Below are 19,252 nucleotides of genomic sequence, written 5' to 3' on the forward strand. Positions count from 1 at the left end.
ATCAATGGATTTAAAAAACATTTTAAACCAATAAAAATACAGGCTTTACAGCACACGAATGTCCTACTATATGAAGTTTTAACGAAAATTTATGCCGTTATGCGTATCATCGATTCCATAAATGAAACAATTCTATGCTTTAAGGCATCACTCGCAGTAATCAATGGCAATCTTACAAAAGGTTTGGCAAGTCCTAAATATTCAAAAATAGCTTTAATACCAGCCGGATTTCCTTCTTCAAAAATCAACTTCATACCGTCTTGCATTCTATAATGATAGCTATACGCTACTTCGGTGTTACCGTCTAAACCTTCGTGTACCATTTTAGAAAATTCTTCTGGCAAACCTTGACCGATAACAGAAATTACTCCGTCACCGCCCGCAACTATGGTTGGCAGTGCCGTAATATCATCCCCAGAAAGCACTAAAAACCCTTCTGGTCTTTTTGATATTTGTTCTTGTACCTGTGTCATATCGCCACAAGCTTCTTTTACCGCTACAATATTATCGAATTTTTTTGCTAGGCGAACTACGGTTTCTGGCAACATATTACTACCGGTACGACCTGGAACGTTATATAAAATGATCGGTAATGGTGATGCTTGCGAAAGTGCTGCGAAGTGTTGATAAATACCTTCTTGAGTGGGTCTATTGTAATATGGAGAAACTGATAAAATGGCATCATACGCTGATAAATCGGTAGTTTGAAATTCTTCTACCAATGCAGCAGTATTATTACCACCAATACCAATAACTAAAGGTAAAGCACCTTGATTGGCTTCTTCAACGGTACGCATAACCAATTGCTTTTCTGCTTTTGAAAGGGTCACCGATTCTGCAGTAGTACCTAATACTACCAAATAATCTATATTGCCTTCAATATTAAAGGCTACAACTTTTTTAAGAGCCTCTACATCTACTGATCCATCTTCTTTAAAAGGCGTTATTAACGCTACTCCTGCTCCCCTTAAATCTTTCATAATTAAATCTCTTTAAAAATGCCCAAGTACTTTTTCAGTTCTTTTTTAAATATCTGAAAGTCCTTTAACGGCGTATCTAACATTAAATCATTGTAAGTAGGTCCTACTTCTTTGAACCCGACTCTTAAACGAGCCGTTGCCTTCATCGACATTAAATTCAACAACAGGCTATCCTCATTATAATAATTTACTAAAAGGTCATATTCTCGTCCTAAAAACTCAAGGGCATAACTGTTTTCGATATCGCCGTTCCATCCTAAATCCTTATCTGAAAAAACAGGAGTGGCATATGGCGAGTTTTTATCATAAAAACGCTTATATCCAATAATTTTTACTGCATTCGGATGCAACGATAGTTCTTCTTGAAACTGAAAAAACACTTCAGATTTCTCAAACTTATCCAAATCCACAATACAACCTACAGAACGTATTCCCTTACTCTCACGCGTTACAGCAACTGGTGTTGCCACCAATTGTTTTAATATCTTACGGCCAGATTTCCGTTTAAACTTGTCCTTAATTCCTTTTAAAAACATGTATTTTTACATTTAGACAAATGTAAATAATATCCCTACAACTCTATGGCGAAGTTAAAACACTTTGGTATTTTAAAAATAAAACATTTTGTTATATTTTTAACATTGTTAAATTTAGCATCCTGCAAATATAGCCCTGAACAGCTAAAAGAGCTGACTGGCAAGCAGATACCTATCGACACTAGTTTTACTTCTATTGATAGTATACAGAAATTTATTCAGCCTTACCATGATCGCGTTGAAAGTATTTTAGATAGTACTTTGGCATATGCACCTTTTGTAATCACTAAAAACGATGGCAAATTCAATACCACAGCGGGTAATTTAATGGCAGATATAGTATTGAGCGAAACCAACCCGATATTCAAAAAACGTACAGGGCAAACTATTGATTTGGTATTATTGAACCATGGCGGCATTCGATCTATTATATCTAAAGGTAATGTCACTTCCAGAACTGCCTACGAAGTAATGCCCTTTGAAAATTCGGTGGTCGTTGTAGAACTTAAAGGCGAAGCTCTATTAAAGATGGTCGACTACCTAATACAATCTAAAAGAGCACACCCTGTTGCCGGTATACAGCTCATACTTAATAAAGATAATACGGTCAATACCTTTACGATTAACGGAAAACCTGTAGACAAAAACAAGTCTTATTACGTTGCTACTTCTGACTATCTAGTTACTGGTGGCGATAATATGACCTTCTTTAAAGAAGCACTTTCTAAAACAGAAACGGATTATAAAATACGTAATGCCATGATAGATTTCTTTTCTAAAGTGGATACCCTTGAACCAAAAGTAGATTTAAGATATTATCAATTACAGTAAGATGGAAAGAAGAAAATTTATACGAAATACTGCTGCATCCTCTAGTCTTTTAACCCTTGGTGGTTTGGGCTTAAATTCTTGCAACGTATCTAAAAAGAAACACATTACCATTTTACATACCAACGATGTACATAGTCATGTAGATGCTTTCCCTAACGACCATGCAGATTTTCCTGGATTGGGAGGTTTAGCTCGTAGAGCGGGTTTGGTAGATAGCATTAGAAAAGAGAACCCAAATACCTTTCTTTTTGATGCCGGCGATATTTTTCAAGGCACCCCCTACTTCAATTTTTATGGTGGTGAACTAGAATTCAAGCTAATGAGCATGCTTAATTATGATGCTACCACCATTGGCAATCATGATTTTGATAATGGTATTGACGGACTCTTAGCGCAAATGCCCTACGCTAAATTTAATTTTATAAGTGCCAATTACGACTTTTCAAATACGGTTTTAGACGGATTAACACAGCCGTATAAAATTTATGAGAAAGACGGAATTAAAGTGGGTGTCTACGGATTAGGGATTCAGCTGGACGGATTGGTGACCAAACAACTTTATAAAGAAACCGTATTTCTTGACCCGTATGAAATGGCGATAGATATGGAAACTAAACTTAAGAAGGAAAAAAAGTGCGATTTGGTTGTATGCCTTTCTCACTTGGGATATGAATACCGTAGCCAAAAACCAGATGATTTAAAACTTGCCAAGAGAACAAAATATACCGATTTAATTATTGGCGGGCATACCCATACATTTTTAGATAAACCAACAGTAGTTACCAACGCCGCAGAACGGGATGTATTGGTAAATCAAGTAGGCTGTTTTGGAGTAAATCTTGGTAGAATTGATTTTTATTTTGATAACAGTACTGTTGATACTAATGGATATACAATTAAAGTCTAAAAAAGAGACCTCTTATGCTTTACTACAAACGTTGCGCTAGCGATAACGAAAACTTCAAATCATTAGTTGCCTTACTTGATGCTGATTTGGCACTACGAGATGGAGACGAGAATACTTTTTACGCACAGTTTAACGGTATTGATGCGTTAAAAAATTGTGTAGTTTTTTATTCTGATGAAACTCCTGTTGCATGCGGTGCTTTTAAGGAATTCAATAAAGATTCCGTTGAGATTAAACGTTTGTATGTACGACCAAGTTTTCGTGGTAAAGGTATTGCTTCAAAAACATTAGTTGTATTAGAAGAGTGGGCAAAAGAACTAAACTATTCCTACGCTGTATTAGAAACAGGATTACGCCAGCCGGAAGCCATTGCACTTTATAAAAAGAATAATTACACAATTATCGAAAATTACCCTCCGTACGAGTTAATGGCAAATAGTGTTTGTTTTAAGAAGGTGTTATAAATACTATTTGATTATTAAGCTTAAAAATTTAAAATTCTGAGATACTTCGATATTGAACAGCGCAAAATTTACGGGCTAAAATAATGAGATAGATAATTTAAGCTATGTGAAAAAATCATATTCGCATTTCTTACCAAACCCTACACTATTTCCATGTATTTAAATGATTTTCAGATGATTAATTTTTATCTTAGAAATTCATCTAAACTCAATATTATGCAATTAGACATTTTACAGGAAAAGTATTCTATCAAAAACAACATCCAATTGAATGCTTTGGAAAAGCAAAATGAATTGAAAAATGGAAATGAACTGTTTTTCAAAAAGAACACTCAGGTAATGGGTAGCCTCTACTAATTTCTTTAATAGAGAATATGCTGTAAATAACATCAGAAAACAATTTTCTGAATGGATTGCTGTAACAATTTTAAAATTTGGTTCTCTCTATTGAAAACCAAACCATGAAAAAAATCTTTACAGCCTTTTTTACATTACTATCGGTATACAACTATGCTCAATTAAAAGTGGATTATTTAAAAAATAACCGCATTGATATAACGAATATTGAGTTCAATTTTCCTCAACAAGATTTTAATATTATTGGTTTTGGCGCATACCACGGCAGCATAAAAACAGAAGAAGCTGAACGCGCCCTACTTACCTCTTTGACCAAAAAAGGAACTATTGATTTCTACTTACCGGAGACCGATTATAGCTTGGGGCATTTCTTTAATGAATACCTGCAAACAGGAGATACCCTATTATTAAAAGATTTAGTCAGCAACTATGGTGCTAGAGTGCCACAAGAGCGCAGTATTGAAACTTACCAAAAATGGAAAGACTTAAAAAAATTAAATGACAAGCTTCCTGAACAAGATAAAATTATAGTAGTTGGAATTGATCAACTGGTTACATACAAATATACCTCCAAGCACCTTTTAGAGCTTTTGGATACAGACAACCATCAGGATGCTGCGATACAAAAATTAGCAGAAATGGTTGAGCTTGACACGACCGATTACTCACCGTACTATGATAGTTATTCTAAAAAAATCATGAAAATGTTTGTAGCACACTATGAAGCCAACACTACACTGTTCTCAAAAAATATTAAAAACCAATTTGCTTTTAAGCATATCATTCAAGACATAAAATATTCCTTCAACCCAAAAGTCAACCGAGAAGAGGTGATTTACAATAATTATATACACCTAGATTCCTTATACGATTTTAAAAATCATCCACAATTTGTAAGATTTGGATTCTTCCATTTGGAAAAAAACCGAGAAGGGAACAATCCCTCATTCTTTACACGTCTTATTGAGAACAACATTTATACAAGAGACAAAGTAGTATCCATCATTGGCTATTTTACCGATAGCCGAGTTTTATGGGACCATGTATATGATGAAAATGGCGATTACCAAACGTTTACTACAGAGGGCGGCTACGGTATTGGTGATTATGACAAAGAATATTTTCTAGGTATTGAAGATTTAAAAAAGTCCAAACTATCTGACATGACCTTATTCAAGTTAAATGCTACCAACACACCGTATAGTGACGGAATACCAAATTTAATTGAAGTCGTTATGCAAGATGATACTTCCAATGGAGAAGCCGTAAAAGGAAAATCTACCACAGAATTTATTGACTATGCTATCTTAATTTCTAATTCAGGCGCCAGCACACCAATTGAAGAAATGAAATAACCATATCAAAGTGTTTCAACTACAAATAATTACCTTTAAAATTTACTGATACCGTAACCTTTTTAAAAGAAATCATGTACTAGACTATGAAAACCTATTACCTACTATTTTTAATCTTATCTATTTCTTCTTGTAGGCAACAACATAAAACTAATTTACCAGTAGCCTTAAAATCTGAAGACAACATAGTTTTAAAGTCTGAATTTCAAACTATTATTGATTCTGCAAATGTTAATGGAGCAATTTTGATTTATGACCTTCACAAAAATATTTTCTATTCAAATGATTTTGAATGGACAAAGCAAGGAAAATTACCAGCATCTACCTTTAAAATTGCCAACACCATAATTGGTTTAGAATCGGGAGTAATTGAAAGTGATAGCACCATTTTTAAATGGGATGGTGACGAGAAATGGCTAGACCTTTGGGAACAAGATTTAGTATTACATGAGGCCTTTCAATTTTCATGTGTTCCCTGTTACCAACAAGTAGCAGCCAAAATAGGACCTCAACGAATGAACGAATATGTAGATAAGATACAATACGGATCATTAAAAATCGACTCAGACAACATTACAAATTTTTGGTTAGAGGGTGAATCTCGCATTAGCCAAATGCAACAGATAGATTTTCTAAAACGTTTTTACAACAAACAGCTACCCATATCAGTAAGAACAAAAAAGATAATGCGAGATGTCATGCTTGCCGAGGAAACAAAGAATTATAAACTCAGCGGAAAAACCGGATTATCTAATAGCAATGACCAATATAATGGCTGGTATGTAGGTTTTATAGAAGTTGGTGATAATATTTATTTCTTTGCTACTAATCTAGAACCAAAAACTAATGAAACCAACCTACAAGACTTCATCAAAAAAAGAAAAGAAGTTACACTATCCGCTTTAAAAGAGATGAAGGTTATCGAATAATGTACTCTAAAGTGTTAAAACAAAAAGCAGTAGTAATGTAATTTAAAACTAAACACAATACCATACTTAGTATAATGATTAATTTTACTACTTAAACTGAATAACACACTTACACAACAATCATGAAAATACTAGGTATAGGAAAGAATTACGTTGTTGACAAATCTGAAATAGAAGGTTTAAAGAACGATGTACAACTCATTTTCACAAAGCCCGATTCTACTCTGGTTACAGATAGTAAAGATGTTGTATTCCCTGCTATTACCAATCAGTTGATATATGAAGTTGAATTGGTGGTTAAAATTGGTAAAACGGCTAAAAATGTTACTGTAGAAGAGGCAGACTCATACATTTCTGAAATAGGTATCGGTATTGATTATACTGCAAAAGATGTACTTACCGCAAGTAGAGAGAAAAAAGGCCCTTGGGCTTTGGCAAAAGGTTTTGATGGCGCCTCACCTATTGCAGGTTTCAAACCAGTAGTAGACTTTCCACAGTTAGATAATATAAATTTTGATTTGGTTATAAACGGTGAAAAGAAACAAGTGGGCAACACGAGCTATATCATTTATAACTTTGCCGAAATTATCAGCTTTGTTTCTACATTTATGACATTGAATCCTGGCGATATGATATTTACAGGAACTCCTGCCATAGGTGCAGGTGAAACATTTAAAGGAGACCACTTACAAGCTTCCATAGAAGGAGAGTTATTGCTTGACTTTAAAATGATTTAAACCTTTTTTAATAAATTCACACAAAACCCGGATTACCTTATGGTGTCCGGGTTTTTTAGGTTTTATAACTAACCAACCTATCACAACACTCATTTACCTATGATAATAGACGTTTATAAATTATAACTGAAAATATATTTTATTACCTAATATTGTAAATTCGTACGCTTTATTGTACTTTTTATAAAAGTTATTGAATGAATTTTGTTTTCCTGTTAGTTGCAATCTTCGGATTCTTCTTAACTGTTTTACTACTTCTAAAGAAGAATGTAAATAAATTACCTCAGCAATTTCTTGCTTTGTTTTATTTTATTTATTCTGTATACTGTCTTCAAACCTATATTATTACAGAAGGTTTGTTAACGCAATTTAAATGGTTCTACTTTTGACCTTTGCTTCTTTATAGCATCATAACCGTACCTGTATACTTCTATTTTAAAACAATTATGGATGATAAGTTTACATGGAAATGGCATTACCTCTTACTTTTTGTTCCATTTATTATAAGCCTTATTGATGTCGCCATTGTTTTTTCTAAACCGGCAACGTATTATAATCAAATAGTAGAAAATGCTATTGCCTTCCCAAAAGAACGTTTTAGTGCACAATACGGACTGTTTAGCTTAAATGAACACTTTAGCTTACGTCATTTATGGCAATTTGTATATGTATTATCTCTACTGCCATTACTAAAGAGATTCTTGGCCATAAACCCAAATGATAGTCTAAAAGTTACACTTAATAGATGGTTGCTTTTGTTTTATTCAGCACTGAGCATAATGGCATTTATCACATTATTTTTTGGAGTAGAACGGCTATTAGGCTTAAATACTTTAAATATAAAGAAGCTTAGTTTGCAAAACCTAAACCTAATATTATTACTTGTTTTATTGGTAATAAGTATTGCCCCTTTATACTTCCCTTCTATACTTTACGGATTTCCAAAAAATCAATTACTGGTTTCATCATCTATTTCAAATGACATCAATTCAAGAGAACGGATATACGGATTAGATAATCAGGAATTAAACAATTCACTAACAATTATAGAACAACAAGGAGCATTCTTAAAACAAGGTTTCAATCTAAAAGCTTGTGCCAAACTTTTACATGTGCCGCCTTATCATGACGCTTATTTTTTCTATCAGACGAAAGGCATTAGCTTTACAACCTACCGAAACAAGATTAGAGTAAAAAAAGCAAAACAGCTTATTGATTCTGGTTTCTTAGAATCAAATGACCTTAATACCCTAATTTCTGCCTGCGGTTTTAGCAGTAAGAGTGATTTCGAAGAGACTTTTGAAAGAATGAAAACTACCAATTACAAAGGTTATCAATTGAGATAATGTAAATACTAGGTATTATTTGTTATGATATATTCCACAATTACCTTTAGTTCTTCATCTAAGGTAATTGTGGGATATTCTTTTTTAGCCAAACGATACCAATAACCTGCATTAAACCGATCACCTTCTTTACGATGTAAATACGCATGCAACCAACTGCCTAAAGTATTATGCATGTCTTGGGCAATATTGTGTGAAGCCTCCCAATCTCCTTTGGCATCGTACCATATCGATTTTAGTCCGTCTGACCACTCTTTTGGAACAGTGGAAAATTCTAAACTTTTTTCAAATTCAAGATAGGTCTTGGGCATCATTTCACAACTTGTTTTATAAGCTTCTCAACCGTTAATCCTTGTCCGATAATAGAGAATACTACTACTATGTATGTTATTACTAAAAACGCATCTCTATGCATATCATCAGATAAGCCTAATGCCAATGCTATGGATATACCACCACGCAATCCGCCCCAGGTCATTACCAAATTGGTTCTCGGCACAAAGTCCAACCTCTTCTCAAAGAACTTTATCGGTATCAAAAGCGATAAGTAACGACAAATCAAAACTAACGGAATTGCCAATAATCCGGCAATTACATATTCTGTTTTAAAAGATAATACGAGCATTTCCATCCCAATTAAAACAAATAGGAGTGTATTTAAAAGGATATCCAACAGCTCCCAAAATTTATCTACATAGGTCTCTGTTGTTTTTGACATGGCCGAATTACGAACCGTATCATTACCTACTACCAGACCTGCTGCCACCATTGCCAAAGGGGCAGATAAATGAAACTTCTGAGCTATTAAAGTACCTACCATTACAGTTGCCAAGGTTATAATTACTTCTATATCATAGTCATCTATTGATTTCATAAGTTTCCATGTTCCCCAACCTAAAGCTAGACCTAGTGCTAGCCCACCTATAACCTCAACACCAAAAAGTTCTAAGATATCTAATGGACTAACCGCTACTTCAGTTGCCGATGCTAATTGAAAAATGGTTAAGAAAACAACCACTCCTACCCCATCATTAAACAATGATTCACCCACAATTTTAGTTTCTAACTGCTTTGGCGCTCCCGCCTTCTTCAATATTCCCAATACGGCTATTGGATCGGTAGGTGATATTAATGACCCGAATAATAAGCAGTAAATAAAGGAAATTTCCATTCCTAAAACCTGTAATAAATAATACATACTCGTACCAACTAAAAACGTCGATACCAATACACCCAAAGTCGAGAATACCAGTATTGGCCAACGCTGTACTTTTAATTGTTCGAAATTGGTGTGCAATGCTCCTGCGAATAGAAGAAAACTCAACATAATATCAAGCAGAACAGATTTAAAATCTATCTGGGTAATAATGTATCGTTCCGCATTAATTAAGGTATCATCAATATAACCAATTAAAAAAACTACCAAGGTAAACAGAATAGTAATCAGCATTAAACCAATACTGTTAGGTAGTTTTAGAAAACGCGCATTTATATAGCCGAATATTGCAGATAGAAATACCAAAACTGAAATTATTGTAAAAATATCCATAGTTGTTTATGCTAACATTTTTATAAAATCTTGCTCACTGATAATAGGTATTTCTAGCTTCTCTGCCTTGGTACGCTTACTAGGTCCCATTTTATCACCTGCAACCAAAAAACTAGTCTTTGATGATATCGAAGAACCCACCTTACCTCCATTATCTTCTATTTTCTTTTTAAGATCGTCTCTACTTAGAATCTCAAAAACTCCCGACACTACAAAAGTTTTACCCGCTAACAAATCGGTCTGGTTTTCTAACTTCTCTGCAGATATTGCTAATTGCACCCCGTAACTACGCAATCTCTCTATAGCATTGATATTCTTCTCATTTGCAAAAAAGTCAATAACACTTTGTGCAATACGCTCCCCTATTTCATCTACCGAAGTCAAATGCTCAAGAGTAGCTTCTTTTAAGGCATCGATATTCTTATATGCTTTTGCCAATTTCTTTGCTACCGTCTCCCCAACAAAGCGAATACCCAAAGCGAACAATACACGTTCAAAAGGTACTTGTACCGATTCTGATACGCCTTTGATTAGATTCTCTGCGGACTTCTCAGCCATTCGCTCCAAAGGCAACACATCTTCTTTGGTGAGTTTATACAAATCGGCATAATCATCTATTAATCCTTCTTTAAACAGTAATTCAACAGTCTCACCACCTAAGCCTTCTATATCCATTGCCTTTCTTGAAATAAAATGCTGAATACGACCCGTTATCTGTGGAGGACAACCATACTCGTTCGGACAGTAATGTTTGGCATCACCCTCTGTACGGGTAAGTTCTGTTCCGCATTCGGGGCATTTATGTATATACTCCGTAGGTTTTGAATCTGCAGGTCTTTTAGTGAAGTCGACAGCTATAATTTTTGGTATAATTTCCCCTCCCTTTTCTACAAATACGGTATCACCTACTCTAACATCTAATTTCGCTATCTGATCAGCATTGTGCAATGAAGCTCTTTTTACCGTTGTACCTGCCAATAACACAGGCTCTAAATTAGCAACGGGTGTGATAGCCCCAGTGCGCCCAACTTGATAGGTTATTTCATTAAGCGTAGTAAATACTTGCTCTGCCTTAAATTTATATGCCATTGCCCAACGTGGCGATTTTGAGGTAAACCCTAGCTCTTCTTGATTTTGAAGACTATTTACTTTGATAACTACACCGTCGGTTTCATAAGGCAATTCATGTCGTTTCACATCCCATTCCTCAACAAATGCCATTACTTCATCAGTCGTTTGACAAAGCTTTGCCACTGTTGGCACTTTAAAGCCCCATTCACGGGCTTTCTCTAACATATGAAACTGAGAGTCTATATTCAGGTTTCTACCAACGATACTATACAACAAACACTCCAACGGTCTTTCCGCAACAGCACTACTATCTTGAAGCTTTAAGCTACCCGATGCGGTATTTCTAGGGTTCATGTATGGATCTTCGCCATTTGCTACGCGCTCTTCGTTCATTTTCATGAAACCCTCGAACGGTAATACAATCTCTCCACGTATATCGAATTTCTCTGGGTAATCACCCATAAGCTGTAGCGGAACCGATTTAATGGTTTTAATGTTATTGGTAACATCATCACCTTGAATTCCGTCACCACGTGTAACCGCTTTTACCAACTTCCCTTTTTCATAGGTAATACTGATAGATGCACCATCGTACTTTAATTCGCAGGTAAATGCAACAGGCACATCGCCTAGGTTACGCTGTATACGTTTCTCCCAATCTTCTAAATCTTCTTTAGAATAGGAGTTGTCTAAAGAGTACATGCGATGCTCATGAACGACAGTCGCAAAATTTTTGGTAATCATACCACCTACCCTTAGAGAAGGAGAACTGGCATCATAGAATTCTGGATGCTTGGCTTCTAAATCTTGTAATTCCTTCAATTTCATATCAAACTCGAAATCGGAAATCGTAGGATTATCCAAAACGTAATAATTATAATTATGCTCGCGTAATTCTGCTCTTAACTCTTGTATTCTCGCTTCCATAGTTTTTATAGCTGCTCTTTATTAATCCATTTTGGTGTCGGTAACGGAATATAATTTTCCATTTTCCCTAACAACGAATCTATATCATCGTCTACCAAAATAGTACTTATATGTTCTTGTTTTACAAACCCTTCTTTGACCATGTCATGCATCATCTTTAAGAGAGCATCATAAAAGCCATTTGTATTTAATATTCCTATCGGATATTGATGCAGCCCCAATTGCGACCAAGTCAACATTTCAAAAAATTCTTCTAGTGTCCCAAATCCTCCAGGTAACATTAGAATTCCGTCAGACAGGTCATGCATTTTCAATTTACGTTCATGCATGTTTTGGGTAACGATTAACTCGGTTAAACCTTCATGAACTACTTCTTTTTTTCTCAAGAATACGGGAATAACGCCCACTACCTTTCCACCATTGTTCAATACTCCTTCGGTAACTTTACCCATGATGCCGATTTTAGCACCACCATACACTAACTGAATATCTTTCTTAGCGAAAGTCTCTCCCAATTCATATGCTTTCGAACCATACACAGAATCAACACCTTCACAACTACCGCAAAACACTACAATACTTTTCATTTTCTAATTCCTTTTATCATACGGTCATAGCCAAACATATCTTTTCTCAACTCAATAGTCTTAAAATTAGATTTTTCTAGTAATTGTTTTGTTTCTTTACCCAAATACTGATTAATCTCTAAATACAAACAACCATTTTCATTTAAATGTTCAGCTGCAAAATTAACCACTGTGTTATAAAACTTTAATGGATCTTCATCCGGAACAAAAAGTGCCAAACTTGGTTCGTGGTCTATTACATTATTTCGCATATCTGCTTTTTCTAATTCTCGCACATATGGCGGATTAGAAATAATTACGTCAAATTTTTGTTCTAATTCTTTCGTTGAGGTTTCAGACATCAAAGACAACATATCTGCTTGAAAAAACTTTACACTAGCACCAAGCAATCTGTTATTTTCCTCAGCTACTTTCAAAGCATCAGCAGAAATATCTAATCCGAATACTTTTGCATCCGTCAGGTTTTTATACAAAGAAATAGGAATACAACCACTACCTGTGCCCATATCTAAAATGGTCAAATTTTTTGCCGTATCCTTAAAGTCATCTAAAATCCAACGAACTAATTCTTCGGTTTCTGGTCTTGGAATCAATACATCTTCATTCACCTTAAACTCTAGGTCCATAAAATATGCAATACCGATAATATGTTGAATTGGCTTCTCTAATTTTAATTCAGATAAAGCTTGAAATATAATAGTCTCCTGTTTTTTATCAATAACCAGATCTGGCTGAATTGCCAATACGAAACGTTCTAAATCAAAATAATGCTCTATAAGTAAATAGAAGAAACTATTGACTTCTTCTTTACCGTAGATAGCATCTAATTCTGAGTGATATATATTTTTGATTTCTCTTAAAAGCACAGTTAAAATGTTTTAAGCATAAAAACAGGACAAGAATAATGACCTGTATCTCCCATTCTGGCATCTATATATTCAAACCCCATTTTCTTATATAATTTTTGGGCAGCCTCCATATTTGGCATCGTCTCTAAATAGCAGGCATCAAAACCATATTCTTTGGCACGTTCTAAACATACCGTTATCATTTTGTGACCTACACCCTTACCTCTCGCCTCTTCTAAAAAATACATTTTCTGAAGCTCGCATACATTGCCTTCATAATTGTCTAACTGAGCAACACCGGCACAACCTAAAATAGAACCATTATTCTCAACAACAAAATAGGTAGCCTTAGGTTTCTCATAATGCTCGAACATTTGATCTAATGAGGGATCCTCATAAGCCGTACCTACTTTTGGCACACCTAAGTCTATCAACACTTGCCGTATAACTTTGGCTACTTGCGGGTTATCTTCCTTTCTTATTTCGCGAATTACGACATTTTCCATATCAATAAGGCAATAGGTTTTAAAGTACTATTTTTGAGGTGTGAAGATACGTGATATGCGTACAATGTTAAAGTTTGATGTCCATTAATAATCTAGATCCCAATAATTCAATGCCGTTACATTTAGATGCGCTTTCTACCGATGAAACATATATGCTTCGCTGTTTACAAATTGCAAAGAACGGATTAGGAACTACTGCACCCAACCCAATGGTAGGTGCCGTAATTGTGCATAATGATAAAATTATTGGTGAAGGATTTACAAGTGCCTACGGTGGCTCTCATGCCGAGGTAAATGCTATCAACTCTGTTACTGATGCTTCTCTTTTAAAATCATCAACCATATATGTGACCTTAGAACCTTGTTCCCATCACGGTAAAACTCCGCCTTGTGCAGATTTGATTATTAAAATGGGAATACCTAAAGTTGTCATAGGTTTAAAAGACCCACATGAAAAAGTTGCTGGTAACGGAATCAAAAAATTAGAAGCAGCGGGATGTATTGTTAAAGTTGGTATTCTACAAAAAGAATGTGAAGAACACCATAAACGCTTTCTCACTTTTTTTACGAAAAAGCGACCATACTTAATTTTAAAATGGGCAGAAACAGCTGACGGATTCATTGCTCCAGAACCTATAAAACGTGGAGAGGAAAAAAAACCCTATTGGATCACCAATACTAAATCGCGACAATTAGTACATAAATGGCGTAGTGAAGAGGCTGGTATATTAGTAGGTACAAATACAGTATTGGCTGACAATCCGCAATTAAATCTTAGAGATTGGGCTGGCAAAGCACCTACTCGTATTGTTATAGATAGAAGATTAAAAATCACAAAAGATTTTCATGTTCTTGACGGAAAACAAAATACCATCATCTGTACCGAAATAACTGATCGCAATAATTATATAGACGGGGTAACTTATAAAGTCTTAAATTTTATTGCCAATCTACCACAACAGTTATTTACTTTAATGTACGAGGAGCAGATACAAAGTGTCATTATCGAAGGTGGTGCACAAACATTACAAAGTTTTATTGACGCTAACCTTTGGGATGAAGCACGAATTTTTAAAGGAACAAACAGGTTCTCTAAAGGTATTGCCGCACCGAAAATATCAGGACGCAAACTAAAACAAATTCAAATTTTAACCGACCAACTAACCATAATACGTAATGATTAAAAACATCATATTTGATTTTGGAGATATCTTCATTAATCTAGATAAGCAAGCTCCTTTATTAGAAATGGCAAAATTCGGATTCACGGAACTGACACCTAAATTAGATACCATTTTTAAAGAATATGAAATGGGCTTAATGGAATCCTATGAATTTGTTAATCGACTACAGGGTATTTTCACCAATGCATCTAAACAACAAATTAAAGATGCATGGAATTCTATTATTTTAGATTTCCCTGAAGAACGATTAAAGTTCATTGAAAAATTAAAGAGCGATAATCAATTCCGCTTATTTTTACTGAGTAATACCAATGATCTACATATAGACAAAGTGAAAGAATCTATGGGAATGGATCGTTTTAACAGGTTCAAAAACTGTTTTGAGGTTTTCTACCTATCACAAGAAATGAAAATGCGTAAACCTAATGCAGATATTTACGAGTTTGTTTTAAAAGAAAATAACCTAAAACCCAATGAGACTTTCTTTTTAGATGATACTAAAGAAAATACGGATAGCGCTTCTAAACTAGGTATACATTGCTGGAATCTTCAAGTAGGCAAAGAAGATGTTCTTGAAACCTTAAGCCATCTCTAAATGATATATTTAGCCTTTAGCATTCTATTTTCAAGCTTAATTTTCGTCATTTTTAAATTATATGCCAAATATCAGGTTCAAACCATATATGCAATAATTACTAATTATTTTATCGCTTGTACTGTAGGTGTTATTTATTATGATAAACCTATACACCTAGCTGAAATACCACAGAAAAGTTGGTTTTGGGGAAGTATTGCCTTAGGTCTTCTTTTTATACTAATATTTAACCTAATGGCAGCGACTTCTCAGAAGCTCGGAGTCTCGGTTGCATCGGTAGCTACTAAAATGTCGCTTACCATACCGGTTTTATTTGGTGTTTTCTTCTATAAAGAGACCCTCGGGGCATTAGAAATTATAGGAATTGTTTTTGCCTTGTTAGCTGTATATTTCACCTCTTTAAAAGAACATAAAATAAAAGCTGAAAAATGGGCTTTTGCATTACCTGTTTTAGTATTTATTGGCTCGGGAACCATAGACACTAGCATAAAATATTTTCAAGATGCACATATGCCCGAAGAAGAATATGCGTTGTTTTCTGCAACCGTTTTTGCTTCTGCAGGTTTCTTCGGATTACTTTTCATCGGATTCAAATCTACTCAACAGCAACTAAAAGTAAATTTCAAAAACATTATTGGCGGTATTTGCTTGGGAGTTCCAAACTACTTCTCTATTTATTTTTTACTAAAAGCGTTACAACACCCTACCTGGAATAGTGCTTCTGTTTTCACTATTAACAATGTGGCAATTGTAATGTTTTCTACCTTATTGGGTATTATACTATTTAGAGAGCGCCTAACAGTTAAAAACTGGTTCGGAATAGGATTGGCTATATTTAGCATTATTTTAGTCGCTTTTGGCCAGCAACTAACAAATTTCATGTAAAATTACTAATTAACCCTATGGACGCCTATAAAACAATCTCTAAACCATCTGAACCTATTATGTTCAAAGAGCGAAAGAGTAAGTTTTACGGGTATTGCTTTCCGGTTTCTGACGAAGATAGCGTTAAAGAACATATAGAGGCACTTAAAAAAGAATACCCAACGGCAAACCATGTGTGTTACGCTTGGCAAATGGGTATTGAAACAAAATCATATCGTGCTAATGACGATGGCGAACCAAACAACTCTGCCGGTATGCCAATTTATGGTCAGTTACAGTCATTTGATTTGACGAACACATTAGTTGCCGTTGTTCGTATTTTCGGCGGAACTAAATTAGGTGTAGGCGGATTGATAAGTGCTTACAAAGAAGCGGCAAAGTTAGCTTTAGAAAATGCCAAAATAGTAACCAGAGTTTTACAACAACAACTATCGGTGACGTTTGAATATTCAGAGATGGATATTGTTATGCGTTTAGTAAAAAAACACCAACTGAATATTGTATCGCAAGATTTACATCTTAAATGTAAAATGATACTATCTATTAATAAAAGTGATTTCAAAAAAACAATGAAACTTTTGAAGGCGCATCATAAATTAGAAATAAAAGAAATTGAATAGATTCTAATACTCCAGTTTATCTAAAAGTAATTGGGGACATTTAGTTGGTCTATTACGTTTCATATCCATAAAAACTAAAACAGTATTCGCGGTAACCAATAAATCACCTGCTTCATTGGTTATTTCATAATCAAATTCTATTCGAACAGCAGGTTTTTTTTTCAAAATAACCTTAACCGTAATTAAATCATCATACAATGCAGGCTTTAAATATTTTATTGATAAACTTATCACCGGAAGCATAATTCCGCCTTCCTCCATACTTTTGTAAGAAATACCTAACGACCTTAACCATTCAACTCTTGCCAATTCTAAGTATTGAGCATAGTTGCCATGATAGACAACGCCCATCTGGTCGGTTTCACTATATCTAATTCGAAAAGAAATTTCGTTTGTTCGCATTTATTTCAAGTAAAAAGTATATATTTAAAAGCTCCCCTTTTGAGTAAACGAACATGAGAAAAAAAAAGGTCAAATTCAATGACAATCGATTTTTTTTTTCAATAATTTGTTCACATATTTGCCCAAGTTGAAAGAGAACCTATATTGATTTTTTATAATCGCCTATAGCTCAACGCTAACCATTAAAAGTGTAAAATTTATTATGAGTGTTACTGCAAATTCCGTATGGAAAAACTGTTTGGCTTTTATTAAGGATAATATCCAACCGCAGGCATTCAAAACTTGGTTTGAACCTATTAAACCGATAAAGCTTTCTGAGAACGCATTAAGTATTCAAGTACCTAGTAAATTTTTTTACGAGTGGTTAGAAGAACATTATGTTAAACTTTTGAAAGTTGCTCTTACAAAAGAATTAGGAGAATCTGCAAAGTTGGTGTACATCATTAGAATGGAAAACACCTATGGCAACAAAGAACCTTTTACAGAAAAAATTCCGAGTTCGAACAGAGGTGCCATGGCGGCTCAAGAAATGGATGTTCCTATTAAATCTAAAAATCCAGAATTACGTAATCCGTTTGTAATTCCAGGGATTAGAAATATAAAGATAGAATCACAGTTAAATCCTAATTACAATTTTGATAACTTCTTAGAAGGTGACTCTAACCGTTTAGCAAGATCTGCCGGTATGGCGGTTGCTAACAAACCAGGTGGCACATCTTTCAATCCGTTATTGGTTTTTGGTGGCGTTGGTCTTGGTAAAACGCACTTGGCACATGCTATTGGTGTTGAAATAAAAGATAAATATCCAGAACGTACCGTTTTATATATTTCTGCAGAGAAATTTACGCAACAGTATATAGAGTCTGTTAAGAAAAATACCAGAAATGATTTTATTCATTTCTATCAATTAATAGATGTATTGATTATTGACGATGTACAATTCTTATCAGGTAAATCTGGTACGCAAGATGTATTCTTCCATATTTTTAACCATTTGCATCAAAATGGAAAACAAGTAATACTTACTTCAGATAAAGCACCTGTAGATATGCAGGACATTGAACAACGTTTACTTTCTCGTTTTAAATGGGGATTATCGGCAGAATTGCAGAGTCCAGATTACGAAACAAGAATCTCTATCTTAAAGAACAAGTTATATAGAGATGGTGTTGAAATACCTGAAGACATTATAGAATATGTTGCTAAACATATTAAAACGAATATTAGAGAATTAGAAGGCGCCATTATTTCTCTGATCGCGCAGTCTACTTTGAACAAAAGAGAGGTTACGATTGAACTTGCTCAACAGGTTGTAGAAAAGTTCGTAAAGAATACCAAACGCGAAGTTTCTATTGATTACATACAAAAAGTGGTTTCTGATTACTTTGAAATGGATGTCGCTACTTTACAGTCTAAAACTAGAAAGAGACACATAGTACAGGCAAGACAATTAGCTATGTTCTTTGCGAAGAAGTTTACGAAAGCTTCATTAGCAAGTATTGGTTCACAAATAGGCAAAAGAGATCATGCCACTGTTTTACACGCATGTAAAACAGTTGATAACCTTGCCGAAACCGATAAGCAGTTTCGCAAATACATAGATGACTTAACTAAGAAATTTTCTTAAAACTTACGT

22 protein-coding genes are annotated in these 19,252 nt (G+C 34.5%); 13 read left to right on the forward strand and 9 right to left on the reverse strand.

Features of this window, described 5'->3' with window-relative positions:
• Nucleotides 1-89: 89 nt before the first annotated feature.
• Both dapA and DFQ03_RS09325 read right to left on the reverse strand, forming a co-directional pair.
• Complete coding sequence (gene dapA / locus DFQ03_RS09320; RefSeq protein ID WP_133672901.1) at nt 90-980, reverse strand: 4-hydroxy-tetrahydrodipicolinate synthase; 891 nt, start codon at nt 978-980, stop codon at nt 90-92.
• A gap of 2 nt (nt 981-982) precedes the next feature.
• Nucleotides 983-1,516, reverse strand: a complete 534-nt coding sequence (locus DFQ03_RS09325; RefSeq protein ID WP_133672902.1) for a DUF6913 domain-containing protein — start codon at nt 1,514-1,516, stop codon at nt 983-985.
• Nucleotides 1,517-1,561: 45 nt separating this feature from the next.
• On the opposite strand from DFQ03_RS09325, the gene DFQ03_RS09330 reads away from it, so the two are divergent.
• The 8 genes from DFQ03_RS09330 (at nt 1,562) to DFQ03_RS09360 (ending at nt 8,442) form a co-directional block, all read left to right on the forward strand.
• A complete protein-coding gene (locus DFQ03_RS09330) occupies nt 1,562-2,347 on the forward strand; it encodes a 5'-nucleotidase C-terminal domain-containing protein (RefSeq protein ID WP_133672903.1) in 786 nt (261 codons plus the stop codon).
• Nucleotide 2,348: 1 nt separating this feature from the next.
• Nucleotides 2,349-3,254 (forward strand): bifunctional metallophosphatase/5'-nucleotidase, encoded by a 906-nt coding sequence (locus DFQ03_RS09335; RefSeq protein WP_133672904.1) that lies wholly within the window; start codon nt 2,349-2,351, stop codon nt 3,252-3,254.
• A 14-nt stretch (nt 3,255-3,268) separates the two neighbouring features.
• Nucleotides 3,269-3,718 (forward strand): GNAT family N-acetyltransferase, encoded by a 450-nt coding sequence (locus DFQ03_RS09340; RefSeq protein WP_133672905.1) that lies wholly within the window; start codon nt 3,269-3,271, stop codon nt 3,716-3,718.
• Between the two features lie 216 nt (nt 3,719-3,934).
• Entirely contained in the window at nt 3,935-4,075 is a 141-nt protein-coding gene (locus DFQ03_RS18810) for a hypothetical protein (RefSeq protein WP_166637458.1), read from the forward strand.
• Nucleotides 4,076-4,179: 104 nt separating this feature from the next.
• Entirely contained in the window at nt 4,180-5,430 is a 1,251-nt protein-coding gene (locus DFQ03_RS09345; RefSeq protein ID WP_133672906.1) for a hypothetical protein, read from the forward strand.
• A gap of 86 nt (nt 5,431-5,516) precedes the next feature.
• Nucleotides 5,517-6,359, forward strand: coding sequence for a class D beta-lactamase (gene blaOXA, locus DFQ03_RS09350; protein ID WP_133672907.1), 843 nt, complete (start codon nt 5,517-5,519; stop codon nt 6,357-6,359).
• A 122-nt stretch (nt 6,360-6,481) separates the two neighbouring features.
• Nucleotides 6,482-7,096 carry a fumarylacetoacetate hydrolase family protein gene (locus tag DFQ03_RS09355; protein WP_133672908.1) on the forward strand — a complete coding sequence of 205 codons (615 nt, stop codon included), beginning with the start codon at nt 6,482-6,484 and terminating at the stop codon, nt 7,094-7,096.
• A gap of 446 nt (nt 7,097-7,542) precedes the next feature.
• Nucleotides 7,543-8,442: a helix-turn-helix domain-containing protein gene (locus tag DFQ03_RS09360; protein ID WP_133672909.1), complete on the forward strand. Its 900-nt coding sequence runs from the start codon at nt 7,543-7,545 to the stop codon at nt 8,440-8,442.
• A gap of 8 nt (nt 8,443-8,450) precedes the next feature.
• Here the strand turns inward: DFQ03_RS09360 and DFQ03_RS09365 are convergent, their stop codons facing one another.
• The 6 genes from DFQ03_RS09365 to DFQ03_RS09390 are packed head-to-tail and all read right to left on the reverse strand — an operon-like array spanning nt 8,451 to nt 13,930.
• Nucleotides 8,451-8,756 carry a hypothetical protein gene (locus tag DFQ03_RS09365; protein ID WP_133672910.1) on the reverse strand — a complete coding sequence of 102 codons (306 nt, stop codon included), beginning with the start codon at nt 8,754-8,756 and terminating at the stop codon, nt 8,451-8,453.
• Nucleotides 8,753-9,991: a cation:proton antiporter gene (locus tag DFQ03_RS09370; RefSeq protein ID WP_133672911.1), complete on the reverse strand. Its 1,239-nt coding sequence runs from the start codon at nt 9,989-9,991 to the stop codon at nt 8,753-8,755. The genes DFQ03_RS09365 and DFQ03_RS09370 overlap by 4 nt, the downstream gene beginning before the upstream one ends.
• Before the next feature lie 6 nt (nt 9,992-9,997).
• Nucleotides 9,998-11,989 (reverse strand): NAD-dependent DNA ligase LigA, encoded by a 1,992-nt coding sequence (gene ligA / locus DFQ03_RS09375; protein WP_133672912.1) that lies wholly within the window; start codon nt 11,987-11,989, stop codon nt 9,998-10,000.
• A gap of 5 nt (nt 11,990-11,994) precedes the next feature.
• Complete coding sequence (locus DFQ03_RS09380) at nt 11,995-12,576, reverse strand: LOG family protein (RefSeq protein ID WP_133672913.1); 582 nt, start codon at nt 12,574-12,576, stop codon at nt 11,995-11,997.
• Nucleotides 12,573-13,442, reverse strand: coding sequence for a peptide chain release factor N(5)-glutamine methyltransferase (gene prmC / locus DFQ03_RS09385; protein WP_133672914.1), 870 nt, complete (start codon nt 13,440-13,442; stop codon nt 12,573-12,575). Before prmC ends, DFQ03_RS09380 begins: the two co-directional genes overlap by 4 nt.
• Before the next feature lie 2 nt (nt 13,443-13,444).
• On the reverse strand, nt 13,445-13,930 hold the full coding sequence (locus tag DFQ03_RS09390; RefSeq protein WP_133672915.1) for a GNAT family N-acetyltransferase: 486 nt from the start codon (nt 13,928-13,930) through the stop codon (nt 13,445-13,447).
• Between the two features lie 77 nt (nt 13,931-14,007).
• Between DFQ03_RS09390 and ribD the strand changes: the two genes are divergently transcribed.
• The 4 genes from ribD to DFQ03_RS09410 are packed head-to-tail and all read left to right on the forward strand — an operon-like array spanning nt 14,008 to nt 17,214.
• Nucleotides 14,008-15,114, forward strand: a complete 1,107-nt coding sequence (ribD, locus tag DFQ03_RS09395; RefSeq protein WP_317128171.1) for a bifunctional diaminohydroxyphosphoribosylaminopyrimidine deaminase/5-amino-6-(5-phosphoribosylamino)uracil reductase RibD — start codon at nt 14,008-14,010, stop codon at nt 15,112-15,114.
• The gene (locus tag DFQ03_RS09400) at nt 15,107-15,709 is read left to right on the forward strand and encodes an HAD family hydrolase (RefSeq protein WP_133672916.1); all 603 of its coding nucleotides are present in this window, start codon (nt 15,107-15,109) and stop codon (nt 15,707-15,709) included. The genes ribD and DFQ03_RS09400 overlap by 8 nt, the downstream gene beginning before the upstream one ends.
• Nucleotides 15,710-16,594: a DMT family transporter gene (locus tag DFQ03_RS09405; RefSeq protein ID WP_133672917.1), complete on the forward strand. Its 885-nt coding sequence runs from the start codon at nt 15,710-15,712 to the stop codon at nt 16,592-16,594.
• A gap of 17 nt (nt 16,595-16,611) precedes the next feature.
• Nucleotides 16,612-17,214 (forward strand): IMPACT family protein, encoded by a 603-nt coding sequence (locus tag DFQ03_RS09410; protein WP_133672918.1) that lies wholly within the window; start codon nt 16,612-16,614, stop codon nt 17,212-17,214.
• 3 nt (nt 17,215-17,217) lie between these two features.
• Here DFQ03_RS09410 and DFQ03_RS09415 read toward each other — a convergent pair whose 3' ends face one another.
• On the reverse strand, nt 17,218-17,616 hold the full coding sequence (locus tag DFQ03_RS09415) for an acyl-CoA thioesterase (protein WP_133672919.1): 399 nt from the start codon (nt 17,614-17,616) through the stop codon (nt 17,218-17,220).
• A gap of 202 nt (nt 17,617-17,818) precedes the next feature.
• Between DFQ03_RS09415 and dnaA the strand changes: the two genes are divergently transcribed.
• A complete protein-coding gene (gene dnaA, locus DFQ03_RS09420; protein WP_133672920.1) occupies nt 17,819-19,243 on the forward strand; it encodes a chromosomal replication initiator protein DnaA in 1,425 nt (474 codons plus the stop codon).
• The last annotated feature ends 9 nt before the right edge of the window (nt 19,244-19,252 follow it).

It is taken from the genome of Maribacter caenipelagi (genome assembly GCF_004364175.1).
GTDB classification, from domain to species: Bacteria; Bacteroidota; Bacteroidia; order Flavobacteriales; family Flavobacteriaceae; genus Maribacter; species Maribacter caenipelagi.